The following is a 19,086-nucleotide window of genomic DNA, read 5'->3' as shown; positions in this document are numbered from 1 at the left end:
TAAAAATGGATTTAAAAGCAAGAATCGGAGTTTTTCGCCCGAATGGGTGTGCTATACTGCGCCGATGTCACAGATGAAGCCCAGACCTGGCAATCCCGCTCAAAACCTTCCTGCCGGGGGGCGTTATCGCAGTGATGCTCAACGCTGGCAGGCTGTTGCCCAGCGGGACGGGACGGCGGACGGGCACTTTTGCTACGCGGTCGTGACGACCGGGATTTACTGCCGTCCGGGCTGCCCCTCGCGTCTGCCCCGGCGGGAAAATGTGACTTTTTACGCGACCAGCGCCGAGGCTGAGCAAGCCGGGTTCCGGCCCTGCCGCCGTTGCCATCCGGAGGCAGCTAGTCTGGCCGAGCAGCGCCTGAGCGCAGTGGCGCGGGCCTGCGAATTGATGGAAAAAGCCGATGAGCCGCCGGGGCTGGCGGCGTTGGCTCAGGCTGTTGGGATGAGCCCGTTTTATTTCCACCGGGTCTTTAAGGAAGTGACCGGCCTCACGCCCAAGGCCTACGCCCGGGCCCACCGCGCCCGGCGGATGCGGGACGAACTACCGCGACGCCGGAGCGTGACTGAGGCCATTTACGACGCGGGCTACAACTCGAATGGCCGCTTCTATGCGGAGGCCGGGGAGGTCTTGGGAATGACTGCGTCCCGCTTCCGCAAGGGCGGGGTGGGCGAGACAATCCGCTTTGCGGTGGCGCAGTGCTCGCTCGGGGCGATTCTGGTGGCGGCGTCCGCGCGGGGCGTCTGCGCGGTTTCGCTGGGCGACGATCCCGACGGGCTGGTGCGGGAGCTTCAGGACCGCTTCCCCCGGGCCGAGTTGCTTGGCGGGGACCGTGAATTCGAGCAACTGGCGGCCCGTGTTATCGCCCTGGTGGAGTCGCCGGGGAGCGGCCAGGACCTGCCGCTGGACATTCGCGGGACGGCCTTTCAGCAGCGCGTCTGGCAGGCGCTCGGGCAAATCCCCGCCGGGTCCACGGTGAGCTATGCCGGGCTGGCGGAGCGGATTGGCGCGGCTGGTTCGGCGCGGGCTGTGGCGCAGGCTTGCGCCGCCAACACGCTGGCCGTGGTGGTGCCGTGTCATCGCGTTGTCCGGACGGACGGGTCGCTTTCCGGCTATCGCTGGGGCGTCGAGCGCAAGCGTCGGCTGCTGGAGCGCGAGAGCGCGTCGTGACCGAAGGGTGGAAATCGCCAGCGTTTGTTTTGACCGATATGGACCTGTTTTCTCCCGACCCCACCGCTAATGTGCTCCCTGCCGATGGTGCCGTTTACTATCACGGCCCGGTCATGGACGCGGCCAGCTCGACGCGTTATTATGAAAACCTGCTGGCAACGGTCCCCTGGCAAAGCGACGAGGTGGTGCTCTTTGGCCGCCGGATCGTGACGGCGCGCAAGGTGGCGTGGTACGGCAACGCCGGTTGCCGCTATGCCTACTCGGGCACGGTCAAAACCGCGATTGCGTGGACGCCGGAGTTGCTGGAACTGAAAGCGCTGGTCGAGGAAAAGACCGCTCTGCGGTTCAACTCCTGCCTGCTCAATCTCTACGCCAGCGGCCATGAGGGCATGGGCTGGCACAGCGACGACGAGAAATCCCTCGGCCCCGCTCCGACCATCGCTTCGCTCAGCTTCGGGGCCGAGCGAAAGTTCGCTTTCCGCCACAAGCGCAGCGGCATCACCCGTTCGCTCGTGCTGGAGGATGCGAGCCTCTTGGTCATGGCTCCGCCGACGCAAGAGCACTGGCAGCATAGTTTGCCCAAGACGCGCAAGGTCGGTTCGCCGCGCGTGAATCTGACCTTCCGGAGCATTCGCTTGCCCGGCCAGTAGAACGCAAATGCTGGTGCCTTCTCCGAGGTTGCTGGTAGCTGTTTAGAGCAGGGTTGTCAGGGCGACAAGGAGGATGGTGAACTGTCCGGAGAAAATCATGATGAGCGAGGCGATGACGCCTTCTTCCTGGCCCAGCTCGGTGGCCTTGGCCACGCCCGCCCCATGCGCCCCCATCCCGAAGAGCGCCCCCCGGGCAAAGTACGAGCGCACAGGCAGGACGTGGAGCAGCGTCTCGCCCACGGCGGCCCCGAAGAGGCCGGTCAGCGCGGTGAATACCGCAGTCAGCTCCGGCACGCCCCCCAACAGCCGGGAGGCGTCCATCGCCAGCGGCGTGGTGATGGAGCGCGGCAGCAGGCTGGCCCGTAGTTCGGGCGAGAGTTCAAAGAAGGAGGCGAACGCCCATGAGGTGGCGATGGCGAGCAGGCTTCCCACCACGACCCCGACACTGAGCAGCAACCAGTGCTGGCGGATCATGGCGCGGTGCCGGTGGATGGGGATGGCGAAGGCGATCGTGGCCGGACCAAGCAGCCAGACCAGCCAGTGCGTGCCTGCGAGGTACTCGTGGTAGGAGGCTCGCAGCAGGACAATGAGCAGGCCGCAGGCGGTCCAAGTCACCAGTAGCGGGGAGCTCCACCAGCGCCCGCAGGCGCGGTGCAGCCGCCGCGCCGCCAGATAGACGGCCAGCGTGCACACACACCAGAACAGCGCCTTAGCGAACGGAGCCATGACAGAGCCGGAATCCGAGTTCCACCACGCAGGCCGTGCCGGCCATGACAATGAGCGTGCAGGCCAGCACCGTGACGAACAGCTTGACGCCCAGCAAGCTGAGCATCTCCGGGTGATCCACCAGCGCGAGCATGGCCGGGACAAAGAACAGCATGAGGTGCTTGAGTAAGCCGTCGGCCCCGTGCTCCAGCCAGTGCAGCGGCAAGACGCCGCGGTCGAGCATCACCCACAGCAGGACGAGACCGACCATGCTGCCCGGCAGCGGGAGGTGCAGGGCGTTGACCAGCGACTGGATCAGCCACCAGAAGCCGATCAGCGCACCGGTCTGGAGAAGCTGACGCGTGGGGCGTCCGAGGCTGAGCGGGACGCTTTTTATCTGAGGCCCGAGGTCCATATGCAGGGATTATAGCAGTTTATTTATTATTCTATAAATGAATTGATTGAATATAAAATATTCTTAAATGGAATAGGTATGGAGCTGCGTCATTTGGAATGTCTGGTCGAAGTCGTCCGCCAGGGCGGGTTTTCCGCCGCCGCCAGAACCCTGGGGATGACTCAGCCGACGGTGAGCAAGGCGGTCGGCCAGCTTGAGCACGAGTGTGGGGCGCGGCTGCTCGACCGCCTGAAGGAAGGCGTCCGCGTGACCGATGCCGGGGCCTGCGTCCTGCGGCGGGCGAAGATGATGCTGACCGAGCGCGACCATCTCAACGATGAGCTGGCCGAGTTGCGCGGGCTGGAGTCCGGGCGTCTGCGGCTGGGCCTGCCCGTGCTGGGCAGCAGCATTCTGTTTGCCCCGCAGGTGGCCGAGTACCGGCGACGCTACCCCGGCATAGACATCGAACTGCGCGAGCACGGCAGCCGCCATCTGGAGGAGCAGGTCCGCAGCGGCGAGATCGAAATGGGAGCGACCCTGTACCCCGTGCCTCAAGACTTTGAGTGGCAACAGGTCATTGACGAGCCGCTGGTCGCGCTCCTGCCCGCCGGGCACGCCTTGGCCGGGCGTCGCACCGTGAAGTTCAAGGAACTGACGGCGAGCCCGTTTATTCTTTTCGAAAGCGGTTTTGTCCTGAACGCGGTTCTGGCCAGGGCCTGTCGCCAGCGGGGTGTCGAACTGGAGGTCGCGGCGCGGGGAGCACACGCGGACTTTATCATCGCGCTGGTCTCGGCCGGCCTGGGGGTGTCGGTCCTGCCCCGGCTGATTATCGAGACGCGCAACAATATCGGCGTCAGCACGCCCTTGATCGAGGATAAGGACATCCGCTGGCGGCTCGGCCTGATCTGGCGGCGCAGCCTGTCCCTGTCTCCCGCCGCCGAGAAGTGGCTGGCGCTGGTGCGGGAAAAACAGTCCCCGGCGCGGAGTGGCCGCAGCGGGCGGAACGGATGAAATTCGCACACGAGGGGCTACGCTCCCTTTTCTCCGGTGGGGCCATGCACTTGCTGAAAGTCGGCATTGCGCTTGCCCGTAAAGCGGGCACGCTTGTTGCCAATGGATTGGGTAACGTTGGGGTTGTTTTCGGCCGTGGTCCTCGGCTTGTACGATCTGGGCAAGAAGCACGCAGTCCGCGACAACGCGGTGCTGCCGGTGCTTTTCTGGGCGCAGGTTTTTTCCGCCGCTATCTGGCTGCCGTGGTTGATCCTGAGCCATGCGCGTCCGGAGGCGGTTCCGAGCGACCTGCTGCGGGTCGAGCCGATTGACGCGCTCGGGCACCTGCGGCTGTTCGCTAAATCCGCTCTGGTCGGGACTTCGTGGATATTTGCCTACTTTGCCCTGAAACACCTGCCGATCTCGTTGGTGGCCCCGATCCGGGCGACAAGCCCGGTGTGGACGCTGTTCGGGGCGTTTTTCCTGCTGGGCGAGCGGTTCAACGGGCTTCAGTGGGCGGGCATCGCGGTTACGCTCGGTGGGTTCTATCTGCTCTCGGTGGCGGGGAGACTGGAGGGGATCAGCTTCCACCGTAATCGCTGGGTCATGTTTATCATAGCGGCGACGTTTCTGGGCGCGGTCAGCTCGCTCTACGACAAGTACCTGCTCAACATCGTCGGCTACCGCACGCCGACGGTGCAGTCGTGGTTTACGGTCTATCTGGTGGTTTTCTTCTTCCCGTTTTTCTGGGGATGGAAGCGGCGGTGGTGGCCCCGAGGCGAGTTCCAGTGGCGCTGGTCGATTCCCTTCGTCGGCTTGGCGCTCCTGATCGCCGATTTCGCCTACTTTCGCGCGCTTGAGATGGAGGGCGTGCTCATCGGGGTGATGGCGTGCCTGCGGCGAGGGAGTGCGCTGGTGTCCTTTGGCGGCGGACTGTGGCTGTTCAAGGAAAAGAACGGCCTGCAAAAACTCCCGGCCCTGCTGACAATCCTCGCCGGTATCATCCTGTTGGTGATGGGGAAGGATTGAGCCGGTTCACCCGTTGGTCGATGCTTGAGCGCTTTGCTGTTTACGGGCGAACCCGTTCATTGGGACGCGGTGGCGAAACTATCCGCCAGCGTGTAGACATCGAGGTGTTCACGGGCCTGGAGCATGCTTTGGTTTGGTGTTTTTGTCGTCGGTACGCTGTGGAACCTGATTGCTCCCTGGCCGACGGCTGTCTGGAAAGAGTTCTGGCACGTGGTCGGAATCGGAATACCGGTACTGATGGCTTTGGTGACCGGCGTCTGGTTTACCTGGGGCGGCAGCCGCGACATCATTCGCCTGTTCCGGATGCTCAAGTCACAGCAAGTCAATGAGTTCGACGATGGCACCGTCGTCGGGCATCAGAACCTGGACGAAGCGGCCATCACCCACGAAACGGATAAGGTCCCAACTCCGCAGTAAGCAGCCTATCTTCGCTGCGCTACGTCGCCTCGTTTCAAAACCCCACTTCGTGCTCGAAAATGCCCTCGTTTTTCCATCTTTTCCGTTTATCTGAACAGGCTCTATGAACTAGGCTAACGTGACACTAGAGCGTTTCAAAAAATACTGTAGCCACAAACTTTGAATAGCTAAATGGCTAATTGTTAATTGTTGGATGCCGAACATAGGGTATAACAATTAACCATTTAATCATTTAGCCATTCGGCCCTTTTGTGACGGCTACGACTTTATTGGAAACCCTCTAGTGGCAAAAAGACGGCCTGATGGCCAGGCCCCAGGTAGCCGTTCTGCCTGGTCATTTACCTGGAGATCAGGTTCGCGGTGATCCTGCCACTTTCGAAAATGGTTGGAAGGCCGCTGCCGGGGTGGGTGCCGCCACCGACGAGGTAGCAATTGTCCACCTCTTCGAATTTATTCCGGGGACGGAAATAGAGCATCTGCGGCAGCGAGTGGGCGAGGTTGAAGGTCGCACCGTCGTACACCCGGAACTGGTCACGCCAGTCGGCGGGGGTGACAATTTTTTCCGTGGTGATGTGCTTACGCAGGTCGGTCATCCCGCAGCGGGTTTCGAGGAGGTCGAGTGTCTGCCCGCGCACGCGTTGCTTGGCGCTGGCCCAGTCGGTGCCGCTGCGGCAGTTAGGCATCGGCACGAGTACATAGACCGCACTGTGTCCGGCGGGAGCCAGCGTGGGATCGGTGATAGAGGCGTTGCGGACGTAGATCGAGAGGTCGTCGGGCACTTCGTTACCGAAAATCTGGCGGACGTTTTTCGCGTAGTCCTCGGCAAAGAAGATCGTGTGGTGCGCCAGCTTGTCATAGAGCTTGTCCACGCCCAGGTAGAGCATGAAGGTCGAGCAGGATACGCCCATGCTGGAGAGCTTCTGCGGGGTGAACTTTTTAATGACTCCCTCAGGGAAGAGATGGCTCGCGGCCCAGCCGAAGTCGGCGTTGATGATGACTTCGTCGTGGTGCTCCAGGCTACCGTCGGTCAGTCGTACGCCCTTGACCGAACCGTTGACCACCTCCAACTGCGCCACATCTGCGCCCAGGCGGATGTTCGCACCGTGCTTTTGCGCGGCGCGGGCGATGCCGGTGGAGATCTCGCTCAGCCCGCCTTTGACATGGTAAACACCGAAGGCGTACTCAATGTACGCGAGCATGGCGAAGAAGCCCGGACACTCCCACGGAGACATGCCGAGATATTTGCTTTGGAAAGAAAACGCGACTGCGAGCTGGTCTTCACCGAAGTAGCCCTTGAGTACGTCGAAGACGGATCGCCGCCCGAGGACATCGGGCAGGAGGCGCATCGTGCGCTGGTTGATCAGGTCGGTGAAGCGCAGGTAGGGTCGCTGAAGACAGGGAGCGATCCGGTCAAAGCGCGCTTTCTCTTCCTTCATAAAGCGGTCAACGCCGCGTTCGGCCCCGGGGTAGCGCGCGGCGATCTGGGCCTTCGCCCGCTCCAGGTCGCGGGTGGCATCGTAGATGAAACCGTCGGCGAACTGCAGCCGGTACATGGGGTCGAGCTCCATGAATTCGATCCAGTCGGAGCTGTTCTCGCCCGCCTCTGTGAAGATCTCGTCCAGAAGGTACTTCATCATCAGAAACGTCGGGCCAATGTCGAAGCTGTAGGCATCAAGCACGAACTTGCCGTTGCGTCCGCCGACCTGCTTGCCGCGCTCGTACACGGTCACTTCCATCCCCCGGCTGGCCAGCAACAGGGCAGAGATGAGTCCGCCTGGTCCGGCGCCTACGATACCTATGCGTTTACTCATAAATGTTTGTTAATGTGAAAAATAACGTTTTTCAAGTTGTAGAGGAAATCAGTCGGGGAATTCGGTCACCGGGGTGGGTTCGTGCTCCATGAGGCGCGCGATGCGCAGGCGCGTGTATCGCAGGGTGGCGATACAGGGGAGATTAGACGCCAGCGCGTAGGAGAAAATGATCAGCAGGGCGGGCCAGGGCGTCCATGCCATGAATCCGGCGATAACGACCATCTGGCACCAGTGGGAGAACTCGCCGCGGCAGGTTTCGCGGCTGTAGGCACGCAGGTAGGCCGGGTTCACGGCGCGCAGGTTTTTTTTCGGAAAACCGCCGAACCAGCCGGCGGCATCGGGTAACAGGTGCTTCCATGCGCGTATGCGCAGGCACTGCTCGTAGCAGGTGGCTTCCCAGGCGGCGGTCGCGAAGAGACGGCGGTGGCGCTCGAAGAGCGAACCCGGCAGCCGCGTCGCCAGCCACGCCAAGCCCAGATGGGCGCAGAGGATGCCTACGATATTGACCCCGTAAAGCCAGACTGCGGGCAGCTCAATGAACATGTCGGCCTTTCCAGAGCGTGCCGGCGCGGCGGCCCGTTATGAGCGCCGCGAAAAACAGGACCTGATAGAACAGGAGCGCGACGGGATAAAGAATCGAGGTCCAGACCGAATAGGTCCCCAACAGGCGAAAGCTCCAGGCGCACTGACCGGCATACAGGCAGTACACGAGCAGGGTGGCTAAGGTGTAGGACGGCGAGGCATCCACCGCCAGCAGCAGGACCAGGGCCAGCATCGCCGTCATCGCCCCGGTAATCCAGGCCGAGCACAGGGCGAGCGGCAGGCCGGCGGTGGCGGATGCTCCGGAGAGAAACCCCTTGGACCATCCGCGCCACAGGGAGCGCAGGCCCTCCGGATACATGCGCATGCGGATCGTACCCTGGCCCAGGTAGCAGGTGCGATCAATGTCTTGCCGGAAAAACGCCTCGGCCAGGTAAAGGTTTTCCAGCACGCGATCCTTGACGGTCTCGTGGCCTCCCACCTTGGTGTAGTTGGCTTTGGATACAAGCAGGCACTGGCCGAAAAGCGCCCCCCCTTCGCCTACACCAAACGCTCCCGCGCCGGCGGCCATGCACAGGTTGAAAAAAGCGGATAGCTGTTCGTAGGGTTTACTCATGGCGTGGTACGGGCAGACGGAGTAGACGCGTTGCCCGTCGCTCGTAAGCGCGGCAAGCTTACGCATGGCGCCCGGCTCCAGCTCGGTATCCGCATCCAGAAAGAGCAGCCAGGGGGCGGTGGCGGCACGGGCTCCCTGGAAGCAGGCCCAAGGCTTGCCGCGCCAGCCCGCAGGGAGTTCCTGTCCGCTCAGGACGGTGGCGCTTTTTTCGCGCGCGATAGCGGCGGTCCTGTCAGTCGAGCCGTCGTCCACGACGATCACTTCGCCCGGGCGGATCGATTGCGCATGGAGCGAGTCCAGCAGCCGTCCGATGGCGTCCTCCTCGTCTCGGGCGGGGATGATGACGGAGATTCCTGCGTCCGTTGCGTCCGTGTCCGGCTCCACGGCGCCTGTCGCCGGGACCCGACGCGGGCGCCCCAGCACCAGCCAGAGACTGGGCCACAGGAGCAGGGCAAGGGCGGGGATAGCGAGCAGCATGGGGGATCAACTCAGGGGGTGGGCGGCGGCGACTCTGTCCGCGACCTTTTGCCCGCACAGCACGACCATAGGCATGCCGCCGCCGGGGTTCACGCTGCCGCCGGTGAAGTAGAGATTGCGGTACCGTGAACTGGTCTTGGGGGCCTTGAAACCGCGGTTGAGGCGCCAGTCCGTGACCACCCCGTAGATGGAGCCGCGGTTGGAGCGGTAGCGGCGCTCGATGTCCACGGGCGTCATAAAGTCCTCGGTGATGATGTGCTTGCGCAGGTCTTTAAGGCCGCATCGCTCCATCTTGTCGAGCATGCGCTCGCGCAGGGCCAGATAGTCGGTATGCGTGATGCCCGAGGACGGGTCCAGAGGGGGGATGTGCGGAAGGATCTTGATATTGTCGCAACGAGCAGGTGCTTTGGATGGATCGGTGCGGGTAGGGGCGACTACGTAGAGCGTGGGGTCTTCGGGGAGCTGATGCTTTTGAAAGACGGTTTGGAAGTGCTTGTGCTGATTCTCTGAGTAGAAGAAGTTGTGGTGCGCCAATTCGGGATATACCTTGTCCGTGCCGATATGCAGGACGAGCCCCGAGCAGGCGGGCTGAAACTTTTTCAGTTTGCGCATGAAGCGCGGCGCTTCATCCAGCAGGTGCTCATAGCAAGGGATGACTTCCATATTGCTGACCACGATGTCGAAGGCGCGGCGCTCGCCTCCGGCCAGTTCCAGGGAGGTGACGGTCTTGCCTGCTTTGTGCAGGCGGCGGATCTCGGCGTTGAGGTGTACGGGGATGTTCAGTTCCTGCAGGAGTCGCTCCAGGCCGCGGGCCAGTTCGTACATGCCGCCGCGTACATACCACAGGCCGTAGTCGAACTGGATGATTGGCATGAGGTTCATATAGCCGGGCGCGTCGAGGGCCGAAGAGCCTACGTACTTGATGAAGTACTCGAAAATGCTGCGCAGCTTCGGATCGGTGAAAAAGCGCGCGATGGAGTCGCTCATGCTGCGGCGGTAGTCAATCTGTGATCCGATCTTGAAGAGACCGTAGAAGCGGATGAACTCCCACAGGTTGTCCAGGCCCTTGTCGAAATACCCGGCCTCTGTGATCGCGTATTGCTTCCTGCCGTAGTCGAGAAAGCCTTGCAGTTCCTGCCAGTGTTGGTCCGTTTCACCGCCGAGTTTTGCCAGTTCCTTGCGCATGCGCTCCGGCTCCTGATAGAGATCGAGCACGGTGCCATCTTCGAAGAAATTCCGCCACTGCGGCTGAACGGGTTCCAACTGCACATAGTCGCACATCTGTCGTCCGGCCCGCGCGAAGAGAGACTCGAAGTACTGCGGGAGCGTGAAAATGGACGGTCCCAGATCAAAGGTGAATCCATCTTTCTCCAGCAGGTTGAGTTTTCCCCCGATACGGTCATTCTTTTCGAATATTTCCACGTCGTAACCTTTTGACTTGAGGGCGATTGCGGCAGATAGTCCACCAAGTCCTGCTCCAATAACTGCGACTGTCCGTGGTTTCATAATATTATGCGGTTGAAAAGTGACCGGACAATAGCCGTAAAATGTCAAAAATCCAATGGCTCAAGCGCTTTATAGAAAAAAAGCCGAGGAGGCTCCCCAGCTTCTCGAAGATCAGCGGGCGTTTTTCGAGCGGGGGCATACCCGGAATATCGCCTGGCGCTGCGCGAGCCTTCAGCGTCTGGAGAAGGAGTTGGCGCGACGCACGGACGATGCCCTGGCCGCGCTAGCCCAGGATCTGGGTAAACCGGAAGCGGAGGCTTATTTGTCCGAGGTTTATTTCCTGCGGAAGGAGATACAGCTAACGCGCAAGCGTCTTCGGCGCTGGCTGAAGCCTCAGTGCAAAACGAGCCCACTGTATTTTTTTCCCATGACAAGCCGGGTGATGCTGGAGCCCTACGGCTGCGTACTGGTCATGGCCGCCTGGAACTATCCACTCCAGCTTGCGCTGGCGCCGGTCATTTCCGCTGTGGCGGCGGGAAACACTGTCATCCTCAAGCCCTCGGAGTCGGCCAGTGCGACCGAGTGTCTGCTGGGTGAGTTGGTTACGGCCTGCTTCGAGCCGGAGCATGTGTCCGTGGTGACCGGCAGCGCCGAGGTAGCGGAGGAACTGACCGGGTTGGATTTCGACTTTATTTTTTTCACCGGGAGTGAGCGGGTGGGCAAGCTCGTTGCCCGCCGGGCCGCCTCGCGGATGATCCCTTGCGTGATGGAGCTGGGGGGGAAGTGTCCATGTGTCGTGGATCCGAGTGTCGATCTTGCCATCGCCGCGCGCCGCATCCTCGCCGGTAAGCTCTTTAACGCCGGACAGACCTGCTTCGCGCCGGACTTCGTGATCGTACACGAGTCCTGCTATGATGAACTGGTGGGGGAGATGCAGCGCCTGCTGCGCGAAGGCCGCTGGGCCCATGACCTGGCGCGTCTGGTGGACCTTCAGCATTACGAGCGGGTCAAAGACCTCGCCGGGCCCGATGCCCTCATCTATGGCCGGGACGAGCCGGAAGCGCTCCGACTGGCTCCGCGTTTGGTTTTAAGACCGGAGTGGTCGGCCCCTTGCATGCAGGAGGAGATTTTTGGCCCCGTGCTTCCGGTGCTGGCGTATAAGGATAGCGAGAGCCTGATCCGCCAGCTTCGGCGACTATCATCGCCACTGGCGCTGTACTGCTTTTCGCGCCGGAAAGATTTTATCTCGATCTTGACCCGATCATTGCGCTCGGGAAGCGTGTGCGTCAACGATACGATGAAGCAGGCGGCGAACCTGGCGTTGCCCTTTGGCGGAGTCGGAGCCAGTGGGTACGGCCGCTATCGAGCGGAGGCGGGGGTAGAGGCTTTTAGTTATCGCCGCAGTATTGCCCGGCGTTTTTTCCTGCCGGACCCGTTCGCGCTCATGCCGCCCTACGGGGACAAGATTCGCCTGCTCCGGCGCTGGCTGAAGTGAGCCAAGCTTACTGAGTCAGTTTGCCGTATTCCGAGTCTGGGGAGAGACTGTGGCAGTCGGCCTTCAACTGCCCCGCTCCGGGCAGATTCGCGTCCGCATAGCTGAGGGAGGCGTAATAAAGAATCGCCTGTCTTTCTCTCAGGGTCAGATCACTTTCGCCAGCACGCGCGATTGGTACTAGTTGCTGGAAATCGGCCAGTGCGACGGGGCGCTTGTCGAAGCGTTCGGGAAGTTTATACAAACTGATGGCCCGGATCATCCGGATACGGGGATTGTCGGGCGCTTCCGCGATCGCTTTGCTCATGAGTTGATCGGCCCGCTCCAAATATTCGAGCTTGGTCATGCCCCAGAAACTTTCTTTGGCCCTCAAGGCACACACACTGCCGAGATAGGCTTTGGCCAGTGGGTCATCCGGGGAGAGCTGGAGTTGCTCCTCGAAATTCTCGATGGAGACATCAATCTCGTCCACATCCCCATGAAGAGCAGCTTCATGCCAGGTGCGATACTTGTTGACCGGCTCCGACGCGTCAGCGGTCGCTGCCATTGTGCGCATTTGAAATCCCGGCAATAGTAATAACGCCGCAAGCGGCATGCGAGTTCGACGGAATATGATAGAGGGGAGAGAGAGAATGAATGTCATCATGAGCTTTTTCGAAGGTGTAAATCGTTACTGTTTGAGTAAGGTTATCGATTTGAAAGCAGAGTCAAGGAACAGGAGTGAAAGCAGGGGGCACACTCACAGTCTGTCGGATTCTTACCGCCTTTCCGCTCCCGCTGCTCGGCAACTCCAGGCGGAGCGGGTGGTTGCCAAAACTGGGGACTTCCAGAAAGCCACGCTTGATTAGCTCGTCCCACGGGATGGCCAGGGGGCCGAGGGCCGCTTCGGCCACGGCCTTACCGCCCATCATACCGGGGCTGAAGGTCTCGATAATAGCTGCGGCTTTGTGGATGCGCTTGGGCAGGACGAGGGGCCTGGTGTTCACGAGCACGATGATCATTGGCGTGCCGGTGGCCGTGAGTGCTTCCAGCAGTGCGAGCTGCCCGCCTTGGAGCTCCAGAGTCGCCGTGGAGCAGTACTCGCCGGTCAGGGGGGATGTTATCCCCGACCACGACGACTGCCAGGTTCGCCGATTAAGGCTCTTGTACGGCCGCGGCAATCATGGCGGGGGCAGTTTCAGCGATTGCGTTCACTTTGCGTCGGGACTGGCCGTCGTGTAGCTTTCGTCGATCTCGTTCTTGAGGATGGTGATGTCCGCCCCTTTGGAGTAAGTGACCTCGCAGCCCTCGGCTGCCGCGGCGATGGTCCCGTGTTTCTTCCCCAAAACCAGCATTGCCAGGGGGCGGATGGGGCGCAGACTTTTGGGGCTATGTCGTCCTGGCGGGAAAAAGCTGAAGCCGTGGCCACCTCGCTGAAGGGAGAGCGGGTTTACTGGTCGGATTTGGTCGAGGAGCCGATCGGAGTTGGCTGTTCGGGCGGGGCGGACTCGGTTTGTTTGTTGCTGCTGGCCTGGCTGAGGTTTGGCGATGGCCTGCGCGTGCTGCACTTGAACCACGGTCTGCGCGGGGCGGATGCGGACGCTGATTCCGCTTTTGTCGAGGCGCTGGCCGGGGAACTGGGGCTGCCCTTTTTCGGGAAAAAGCTGGACGGTGCGCCCGCTGAGGCTTCCGAAGCCTGGTTGCGCGGACGGCGGATGGCTTTTTACCGCCATAGCGGTTGCGCGACGGTCCTGCTGGGCCACCACGCCGATGATGTGGCCGAGACGATGCTCATGCGCCTGACCCGTGGCAGCGGCACCGAGGGGGTGGCGTCTCCCTTGGCGGTGCAGCGCTTTTACGAGGAACCAATGCTAATGCGGCCGCTGCTGGGCATTCCGAAGTCCCTCATTCTCGCGGCGCTGCAAGCGGCAGCAGTCCCCTGGCGCGAAGACGCCAGCAACGCTACTCCCGACTACTTCCGCAACCGTGTGCGGGCCGACGTGCTGCCCGCTTTGCTGGAGGCTGCTCCCGGCAACGCGCGGGCGGGCCTTTCGCGTTCCCACCGGCTGCTGGCCGAGGACGCCGAGGCGCTCAACGCCTGGCTTGACTCGCTCGGGTTGGTGATCGCGGCAGGCGCGCCGCTGGAACTGTCGCCCTTGAAAAACAAACCTGCGGCCCTGTGGCGGCGGGCGCTTCAGCGCTGGATTGGCGTTAACGGCCTGCGGGACACGCTTTCGGCGGCAGCGGTGGATGGGCTGCTGGACGGCCTGCTGGCGGGCGAGGGCGGCCAGCTCAGCGCCGGGGCGGATGAGCGGATCATTTTTAACCGGGAACGGGTTTACAGGGAAAAACTTTCGCCCGTTGGGCCTGGCACCTCCTGGCCGGAATTCCGGCTGCGCCCCGGGCTGACGCTCTGGCTTCCGGGCGGGCTCGCCCTGCGGGTCGAGCGGGTGAAAGTGGATGCGGCAACGCGCACCGATATCTTTGCCGGGAATATCGACAATCGCTCATGCGTCTATTTAGACGAAAACATGGGGAAGCGAGCCTCCGCACCGCTTCTGTGCTGCATCCGGCAGTGGCGCGCCGGTGATCGTTACCACCCGCTGGGAGCGCCCGGTTCGCGCAAGCTTCAGGACTGCTTCACGGATGCGAAAATCCTCGTTTTGGAACGAAAACAGCTTCCGGTTGTCTGTTCACCGACCGGTAACATCCTCTGGGTGCCGGGCCTTCCGCCCGCCGAAAGCGCGAAAATCGGTCCGCACACACAATGGGCTCTTCGGTTGACTTACGGAGCGCATTAGCAAATGATAGAGTGCTTGTTTAAATGAGTGATAATTCCCAAAACGACTCCGGCTCCTCTCAGAAGCCGCCTTCGCCGCAAGGTTTCCAGCCCAAGGTCTATGTCATCTGGCTCGCCCTCATCGGGCTGATCCTGATGCTCATGTACATGTACCCGGGCGAGCACACCGGGGCCAAAGAGCTTGAAATTAACCAGGTCCTGAAGGCCGCCGAGGCCGGTCAGATCGTCTCGTTGACGGTTAAGCCCAACCCCAACGCAGGCGAACAGTGGTACTCCCTGTGGGGGGAAATGAAAAATCCCGCGCTGGACAAGCCCGCCGCCGAGGCAAACACGGCTGACGCGAAGGCTGCGGATGCCAAGACGACTGAGGTCAAGCCCGCCGCGAAGGAAGCTGCCAAGTCCGAAGGAACCCCGGAGGAGAGCGAAGGACTCTTCGCTGAGATGGAAAAGAAGCTCACCGGCAGTGGCGACAAGGCTGCGGTCAAGATCCCGGCCACCATCACCTTTACCGCCCAGGGGCGTCTCACCGACGAACGCTTTAACCAGCTCACCTCGCCGAACAACCCGTACTCGGTCAAGGAGGAGCCCGCCAGCACCATGCTCCAGAGTATCCTCGTGGGCGTGCTGCCGTTTCTGATCGTGATCGGGCTGCTGTATTTCCTGTTCACCCGCCAGCTCCGCATGGCCGGAAAGGGAGCCATGAGCTTCGGTAAAAGCCGGGCCAAGCTCCTCACCCGCGACAAGGAGCGGGTGTATTTCCGCGATGTCGCCGGTTGCGACGAAGCCAAGGAAGAAGTCTCCGAAGTGGTGGACTTCCTCAAGGACCCGAAGAAATTCCAGCGCATCGGTGGACGCGTGCCCAAGGGCGTCCTCATGGTCGGCCCTCCCGGGACCGGTAAGACCCTCCTGGCCAAGGCTGTGGCGGGCGAGGCCGATGTGCCTTTCTTCAGCATCAGCGGCTCGGACTTCGTTGAAATGTTCGTCGGCGTGGGCGCGGCCCGCGTGCGTGACATGTTCGAGCAGGGCCGTAAAAACGCCCCCTGCCTCATGTTCATCGACGAAATCGACGCCGTTGGCCGCCAGCGCGGGGCCGGGCTCGGCGGGGGTAACGACGAACGCGAGCAGACCCTCAACTCCCTGCTGGTTGAGATGGACGGTTTCGACGGGCACGAGGGCGTTATCATCATCGCCGCCACCAACCGCCCCGACGTACTCGACAGCGCCCTGCTGCGTCCGGGCCGTTTCGACCGCCAGGTCATGATCGACCTGCCCGACCTCAAGGGGCGCGAAGAAATCTTAAAAGTCCACGCCAAGAAGATCAAAATGTCGACCGACGTGGACCTGACCCGGGTGGCCCGCGTCACCGCGGGCTTCTCCGGCGCTGATTTGGCCAACCTGCTAAATGAAGCAGCCCTCGTGGCCGCCCGCTACGACAAGAGCGAAGTCCAGATGGCCGATGTGGAAGAGGCCCGTGACAAGATCGCCTATGGAAGGGAGCGCCGCAAGCTCATGGACGAGGACGACAAGCGCGCCACCGCCTACCATGAAGCCGGGCACGCGCTCATCCAGGCCCTGATCAAGGACAAGAAGCGCGAACTGCACAAGGTCACGATCCTCCCGCGCGGACGCGCCCTCGGCATGGCCATGACCACCCCGACCAAGGAAGTCCTCGGCTACTCCAAGCACGACCTGCTTAACCTCATCTGCATGGCGATGGGGGGCCGAATCGGTGAGGAGATCGAGACGGGCGACTTTTCCAACGGCGCGGCCTCCGACATCAAGCAGGCCACCGACATTGCCCGCCGCATGGTCTGCGACTGGGGGATGAGCGAACTGGGCCCGGTCGCCCTCGGGGACAACCAGGAGCACATCTTCCTGGCCAAGGAAATCACTCGCAGCCAGAACTACAGCGACGACACCGCCCGGATGATTGACCGTGAGATCCGCCGCATCATTCAGGAGGAGTATGAACGCGCCTACCGGATGATCCAGGAGCACAAGGAGGCCCACCGCAAGATCGCTGACGCTTTGCTGGAGTACGAGACGATTGAGGGCAAGCACGTCAACGAGATCATCGAGTTCGGCGAAATCAAGTCGCCGGTGGTCACGAACACTCCGCCACCCATCGAACCGCCCGCCAAGGACGACGGGAAGAAGAAGCCCGCCACTGACAAGGATGAGGGCGAGGAAATGGGGCCCAGCCATGCTCCCGCCGGGATGCCTGCCTAGGGGGCTGATCCGGCAGGGGGCGGTTGAGCGCGACCAGTCACCTTTAAAAATCATTGCAGGTCCATGCGGGCCTGCAATTTTTGTATCCGCCCGGGGCGGAGTAGGCTGTCGTGTTTCTGGGGGAAGAGGATCACACGGAGGCACAGAGGCACGGAGGTGAGTTGGCGGGGAGGGCAGATTGAATGGATCTGTGCCGATCTGCGTGAGCCGTGGTTGATACTATTATCCTCATTAAGGGGGCGATGCCTGCAAGCAAGACGGTTGCCGAACAGATTGATTGGCGGTCCATTCTGGCAGGGCATGAAAAAGCCCGTGGCTGGTTGCCACGGGCCAGAGTAAAATCGAGTGTTGAGCCTTGCTGTCTGCGTAAGCCCATCAGGTGATGAGCGGGAAGGCGTTAAACCGTCCTCAGAAGGGAACGCCGAGAGCGAAGATGATCCGCTGCTCGTCCTTCTGGGTGCCGACACCGACGGTGCTGTCGTAGATGTAGTTGTAGCTCAGGCTGGCTTCGATCCACTCGGTCAGCTTGGCGATACCGGCGGCGTTGAAGTAGATCTGGTATTGGCTGGTTTCGCTCGGGTCGAGGCGGATATTGAAGTTCTGCTCAACGCGGAAGTACTTGTTGAAGTGGTACTCGAAGTCGTTGCCGAGGGTCATGTAGTAGTACCATTTCTGGGAGACGCCTGCGACGTTGTTGTACTGGAGCGCACCACCGCCGTTGACGTTGAGCTTCATGTCGTCCTCGTTGATGATCCGGTAGCCGAGGCCGACCTGCTCGGTGGCCTGGTTCTTGATCTCCTTGACCTGGTCGTGCAGGTAGCTGCTGGTCGAGGTGAGGAACCAGCGCTCGGAAAGGTCGTACTTGTAGTTGAACCCACCGCCGTATTTGTCGGTATTGACCGTTTTGACGCCATTGGAGTCCTTGGTGTCGCCAAATTCGTAGAAACCGGCCATCTCGTAGTGGTTGCGACCGGAGCTTTTCTTGGCCTTGAAACCGGTGATGAGCGAAGTCGTGGTGGAGTCGGAATCGGTATAAGTGTAGCCGATATTGATCCGCCCCGTCCAGCCTTCGGGGATAATGCTCTGGAAGGTTGCCTTCCACTCGGCGATCATCTTGTCAAAGCGCTCGGCCTGCGCCTCGGCGGCAATCTGCTCGGGGGTCTTGGTCGGTTCGGCCTCGTCATTGCCAGCCGGGGTGGTCCCGCTGGCGGCGTCAGCCTGTTGTTCGGCGGCGCTGGGGATGGCCGGGCCAGCGACCTCTTCGTCCACTTCAGGAGCGGACTGCACCTCGGCCAGGCTGTCGGGGATCTGAATTGTGCCCAGGATCGGGCTCTTGAAAGTGATGATGCCATTCGCCTGGCTGACGAATTCGCCCTTGATCGTATCGCCGTTCTGGAGCACGAGCACGTCGGCGGCGCTGAGAGTCCCGGTGCTCAGCGCGATGGTTAGCAGAAAAATGAGTTCGCGTAACTTGGTCATGAAGCAAGCTACGAAAAAGTAAGGGCCGTTGCGGTGCAATCCCTTTTTGGGAAAGAACCGTAACGGCCCTGGAGAAAAACGGTATCAGCCTGTCTGTTTCAGCAAGAAACTCCCTAGGGCTAACGGACATTCAAGTAGTTCTAAAGTATCTGTACATTTTGCGTCAGTGATGTTGTAAGGCATTGATGGCTAAGCGATATGAGCTAACAGATGAGCAATATGAGCAGATCAAGGATCTGCTTCCTGGCAAGGTTGGCGATCCCGGGCGCACCGCTGAGGATAACCACCGCTTCATCAACGGGGTCATGTGGGTGCTGCGTAGCAGCGCGTTTTGGCGAGACATGCCGGAGCGTTACGGCAATTATGAAACGACCTATAAACGCTTCAGCCGCTGGGCCAAGAAGGGTATCTGGGAACAGGTTTTTAAGCGATTATTGAAGGACCCCAAAAACGCATATGTGATGATCGACTCGACTCTCGTTAAGGCCCACCAGAACGCCACAACGGGAAAAAGGGGGCGATGTGTCAGGCTCTGGGGCGATCCCGTGGAGGACTGACCACGAAGCTGCACATGCTTTGCGATGCGCTCGGAAGGCCACTTAAAATGCACCTCACCGGTGGTCATTGCAATGACTGCACGCAGGCCGAAACGCTGCTTGAAGGTCAGCGTGCCCAAGCCGTCATCGCAGACAAAGGCTATGACTCAAACGCCATTCGGGCCTTCATCGCTAAGGCCAAGATGAAGGCTGTTATTCCCAGTAGATGCCACCGAAAACAGCAAATCCCCCACGACAAAAAACTCTACAAGCAAAGAAACAGGATCGAACGCCTATTCGGTACGCTCAAACAAAACCGCCGCATCGC

At 61.1% G+C, this 19,086-nt stretch carries 18 protein-coding genes and 1 pseudogene; 9 read left to right on the top strand and 10 right to left on the bottom strand.

What is annotated here, in order from left to right; translation table 11 throughout:
- The first annotated feature begins 73 nt into the window (after nt 1-73).
- Nucleotides 74-1,168 (top strand): bifunctional DNA-binding transcriptional regulator/O6-methylguanine-DNA methyltransferase Ada, encoded by a 1,095-nt coding sequence (gene ada, locus H5P28_RS09380; protein ID WP_185675452.1) that lies wholly within the window; start codon nt 74-76, stop codon nt 1,166-1,168.
- A gap of 38 nt (nt 1,169-1,206) precedes the next feature.
- Nucleotides 1,207-1,818, top strand: a complete 612-nt coding sequence (locus tag H5P28_RS09375; protein WP_185675451.1) for an alpha-ketoglutarate-dependent dioxygenase AlkB family protein — start codon at nt 1,207-1,209, stop codon at nt 1,816-1,818.
- A 42-nt stretch (nt 1,819-1,860) separates the two neighbouring features.
- On the opposite strand, the gene H5P28_RS09370 is transcribed toward H5P28_RS09375, so the two are convergent.
- Together H5P28_RS09370 and H5P28_RS09365 are read right to left on the bottom strand one after the other, a co-directional pair.
- Nucleotides 1,861-2,544, bottom strand: coding sequence for an LrgB family protein (locus H5P28_RS09370; RefSeq protein WP_185675450.1), 684 nt, complete (start codon nt 2,542-2,544; stop codon nt 1,861-1,863).
- Entirely contained in the window at nt 2,528-2,938 is a 411-nt protein-coding gene (locus H5P28_RS09365) for a CidA/LrgA family protein (protein WP_185675449.1), read from the bottom strand. The genes H5P28_RS09370 and H5P28_RS09365 overlap by 17 nt, the downstream gene beginning before the upstream one ends.
- Nucleotides 2,939-3,016: 78 nt before the next feature.
- Here H5P28_RS09365 and H5P28_RS09360 point away from each other — a divergent pair, with 78 nt between their 5' ends.
- From H5P28_RS09360 to H5P28_RS09350, 3 genes are all read left to right on the top strand, one after another.
- Nucleotides 3,017-3,928, top strand: a complete 912-nt coding sequence (locus tag H5P28_RS09360; RefSeq protein ID WP_185675448.1) for a LysR family transcriptional regulator — start codon at nt 3,017-3,019, stop codon at nt 3,926-3,928.
- Between the two features lie 102 nt (nt 3,929-4,030).
- The gene (locus tag H5P28_RS09355; protein ID WP_185675447.1) at nt 4,031-4,936 is read left to right on the top strand and encodes a DMT family transporter; all 906 of its coding nucleotides are present in this window, start codon (nt 4,031-4,033) and stop codon (nt 4,934-4,936) included.
- A gap of 123 nt (nt 4,937-5,059) precedes the next feature.
- Nucleotides 5,060-5,353 carry a hypothetical protein gene (locus H5P28_RS09350; RefSeq protein ID WP_185675446.1) on the top strand — a complete coding sequence of 98 codons (294 nt, stop codon included), beginning with the start codon at nt 5,060-5,062 and terminating at the stop codon, nt 5,351-5,353.
- 338 nt (nt 5,354-5,691) lie between these two features.
- On the opposite strand, the gene H5P28_RS09345 is transcribed toward H5P28_RS09350, so the two are convergent.
- Genes H5P28_RS09345 through H5P28_RS09330 form a run of 4 tightly spaced genes read right to left on the bottom strand, consistent with a single transcriptional unit; the run spans nt 5,692 to nt 10,303 of the window.
- Nucleotides 5,692-7,164 (bottom strand): phytoene desaturase family protein, encoded by a 1,473-nt coding sequence (locus H5P28_RS09345; protein ID WP_185675445.1) that lies wholly within the window; start codon nt 7,162-7,164, stop codon nt 5,692-5,694.
- Between the two features lie 48 nt (nt 7,165-7,212).
- Nucleotides 7,213-7,707 carry a glycosyl-4,4'-diaponeurosporenoate acyltransferase CrtO family protein gene (locus tag H5P28_RS09340; protein ID WP_185675444.1) on the bottom strand — a complete coding sequence of 165 codons (495 nt, stop codon included), beginning with the start codon at nt 7,705-7,707 and terminating at the stop codon, nt 7,213-7,215.
- Complete coding sequence (locus tag H5P28_RS09335) at nt 7,697-8,797, bottom strand: glycosyltransferase family 2 protein (RefSeq protein ID WP_185675443.1); 1,101 nt, start codon at nt 8,795-8,797, stop codon at nt 7,697-7,699. Before H5P28_RS09335 ends, H5P28_RS09340 begins: the two co-directional genes overlap by 11 nt.
- Before the next feature lie 6 nt (nt 8,798-8,803).
- Nucleotides 8,804-10,303, bottom strand: a complete 1,500-nt coding sequence (locus tag H5P28_RS09330) for a phytoene desaturase family protein (RefSeq protein WP_185675442.1) — start codon at nt 10,301-10,303, stop codon at nt 8,804-8,806.
- A gap of 55 nt (nt 10,304-10,358) precedes the next feature.
- Here H5P28_RS09330 and H5P28_RS09325 point away from each other — a divergent pair, with 55 nt between their 5' ends.
- Nucleotides 10,359-11,738 (top strand): aldehyde dehydrogenase family protein, encoded by a 1,380-nt coding sequence (locus H5P28_RS09325; RefSeq protein ID WP_185675441.1) that lies wholly within the window; start codon nt 10,359-10,361, stop codon nt 11,736-11,738.
- Nucleotides 11,739-11,745: 7 nt separating this feature from the next.
- On the opposite strand, the gene H5P28_RS09320 is transcribed toward H5P28_RS09325, so the two are convergent.
- From H5P28_RS09320 to H5P28_RS09310, 3 genes are all read right to left on the bottom strand, one after another.
- Nucleotides 11,746-12,381: a tetratricopeptide repeat protein gene (locus H5P28_RS09320; RefSeq protein WP_185675440.1), complete on the bottom strand. Its 636-nt coding sequence runs from the start codon at nt 12,379-12,381 to the stop codon at nt 11,746-11,748.
- 61 nt (nt 12,382-12,442) lie between these two features.
- Nucleotides 12,443-12,895 carry a glycoside hydrolase family 3 C-terminal domain-containing protein gene (locus tag H5P28_RS09315; protein ID WP_221773393.1) on the bottom strand — a complete coding sequence of 151 codons (453 nt, stop codon included), beginning with the start codon at nt 12,893-12,895 and terminating at the stop codon, nt 12,443-12,445.
- Between the two features lie 30 nt (nt 12,896-12,925).
- Complete coding sequence (locus H5P28_RS09310) at nt 12,926-13,069, bottom strand: hypothetical protein (protein ID WP_185675439.1); 144 nt, start codon at nt 13,067-13,069, stop codon at nt 12,926-12,928.
- Between the two features lie 36 nt (nt 13,070-13,105).
- Here H5P28_RS09310 and tilS point away from each other — a divergent pair, with 36 nt between their 5' ends.
- Both tilS and ftsH read left to right on the top strand, forming a co-directional pair.
- Nucleotides 13,106-14,515 carry a tRNA lysidine(34) synthetase TilS gene (tilS, locus tag H5P28_RS09305; RefSeq protein WP_185675438.1) on the top strand — a complete coding sequence of 470 codons (1,410 nt, stop codon included), beginning with the start codon at nt 13,106-13,108 and terminating at the stop codon, nt 14,513-14,515.
- Between the two features lie 23 nt (nt 14,516-14,538).
- Nucleotides 14,539-16,743, top strand: a complete 2,205-nt coding sequence (ftsH, locus tag H5P28_RS09300; RefSeq protein ID WP_281398156.1) for an ATP-dependent zinc metalloprotease FtsH — start codon at nt 14,539-14,541, stop codon at nt 16,741-16,743.
- 408 nt (nt 16,744-17,151) lie between these two features.
- Here the strand turns inward: ftsH and H5P28_RS09295 are convergent, their stop codons facing one another.
- Complete coding sequence (locus H5P28_RS09295; protein WP_185675437.1) at nt 17,152-18,222, bottom strand: DUF481 domain-containing protein; 1,071 nt, start codon at nt 18,220-18,222, stop codon at nt 17,152-17,154.
- Nucleotides 18,223-18,407: 185 nt separating this feature from the next.
- On the opposite strand from H5P28_RS09295, the pseudogene H5P28_RS20125 reads away from it, so the two are divergent.
- A pseudogene (locus H5P28_RS20125) lies at nt 18,408-19,086 on the top strand (IS5 family transposase); the annotation flags it as partial.

Source organism: Ruficoccus amylovorans, assembly GCF_014230085.1.
Taxonomy (GTDB): Bacteria; Verrucomicrobiota; Verrucomicrobiia; order Opitutales; family Cerasicoccaceae; genus Ruficoccus; species Ruficoccus amylovorans.
This window is presented reverse-complemented; position numbering and strand designations above follow the sequence as displayed.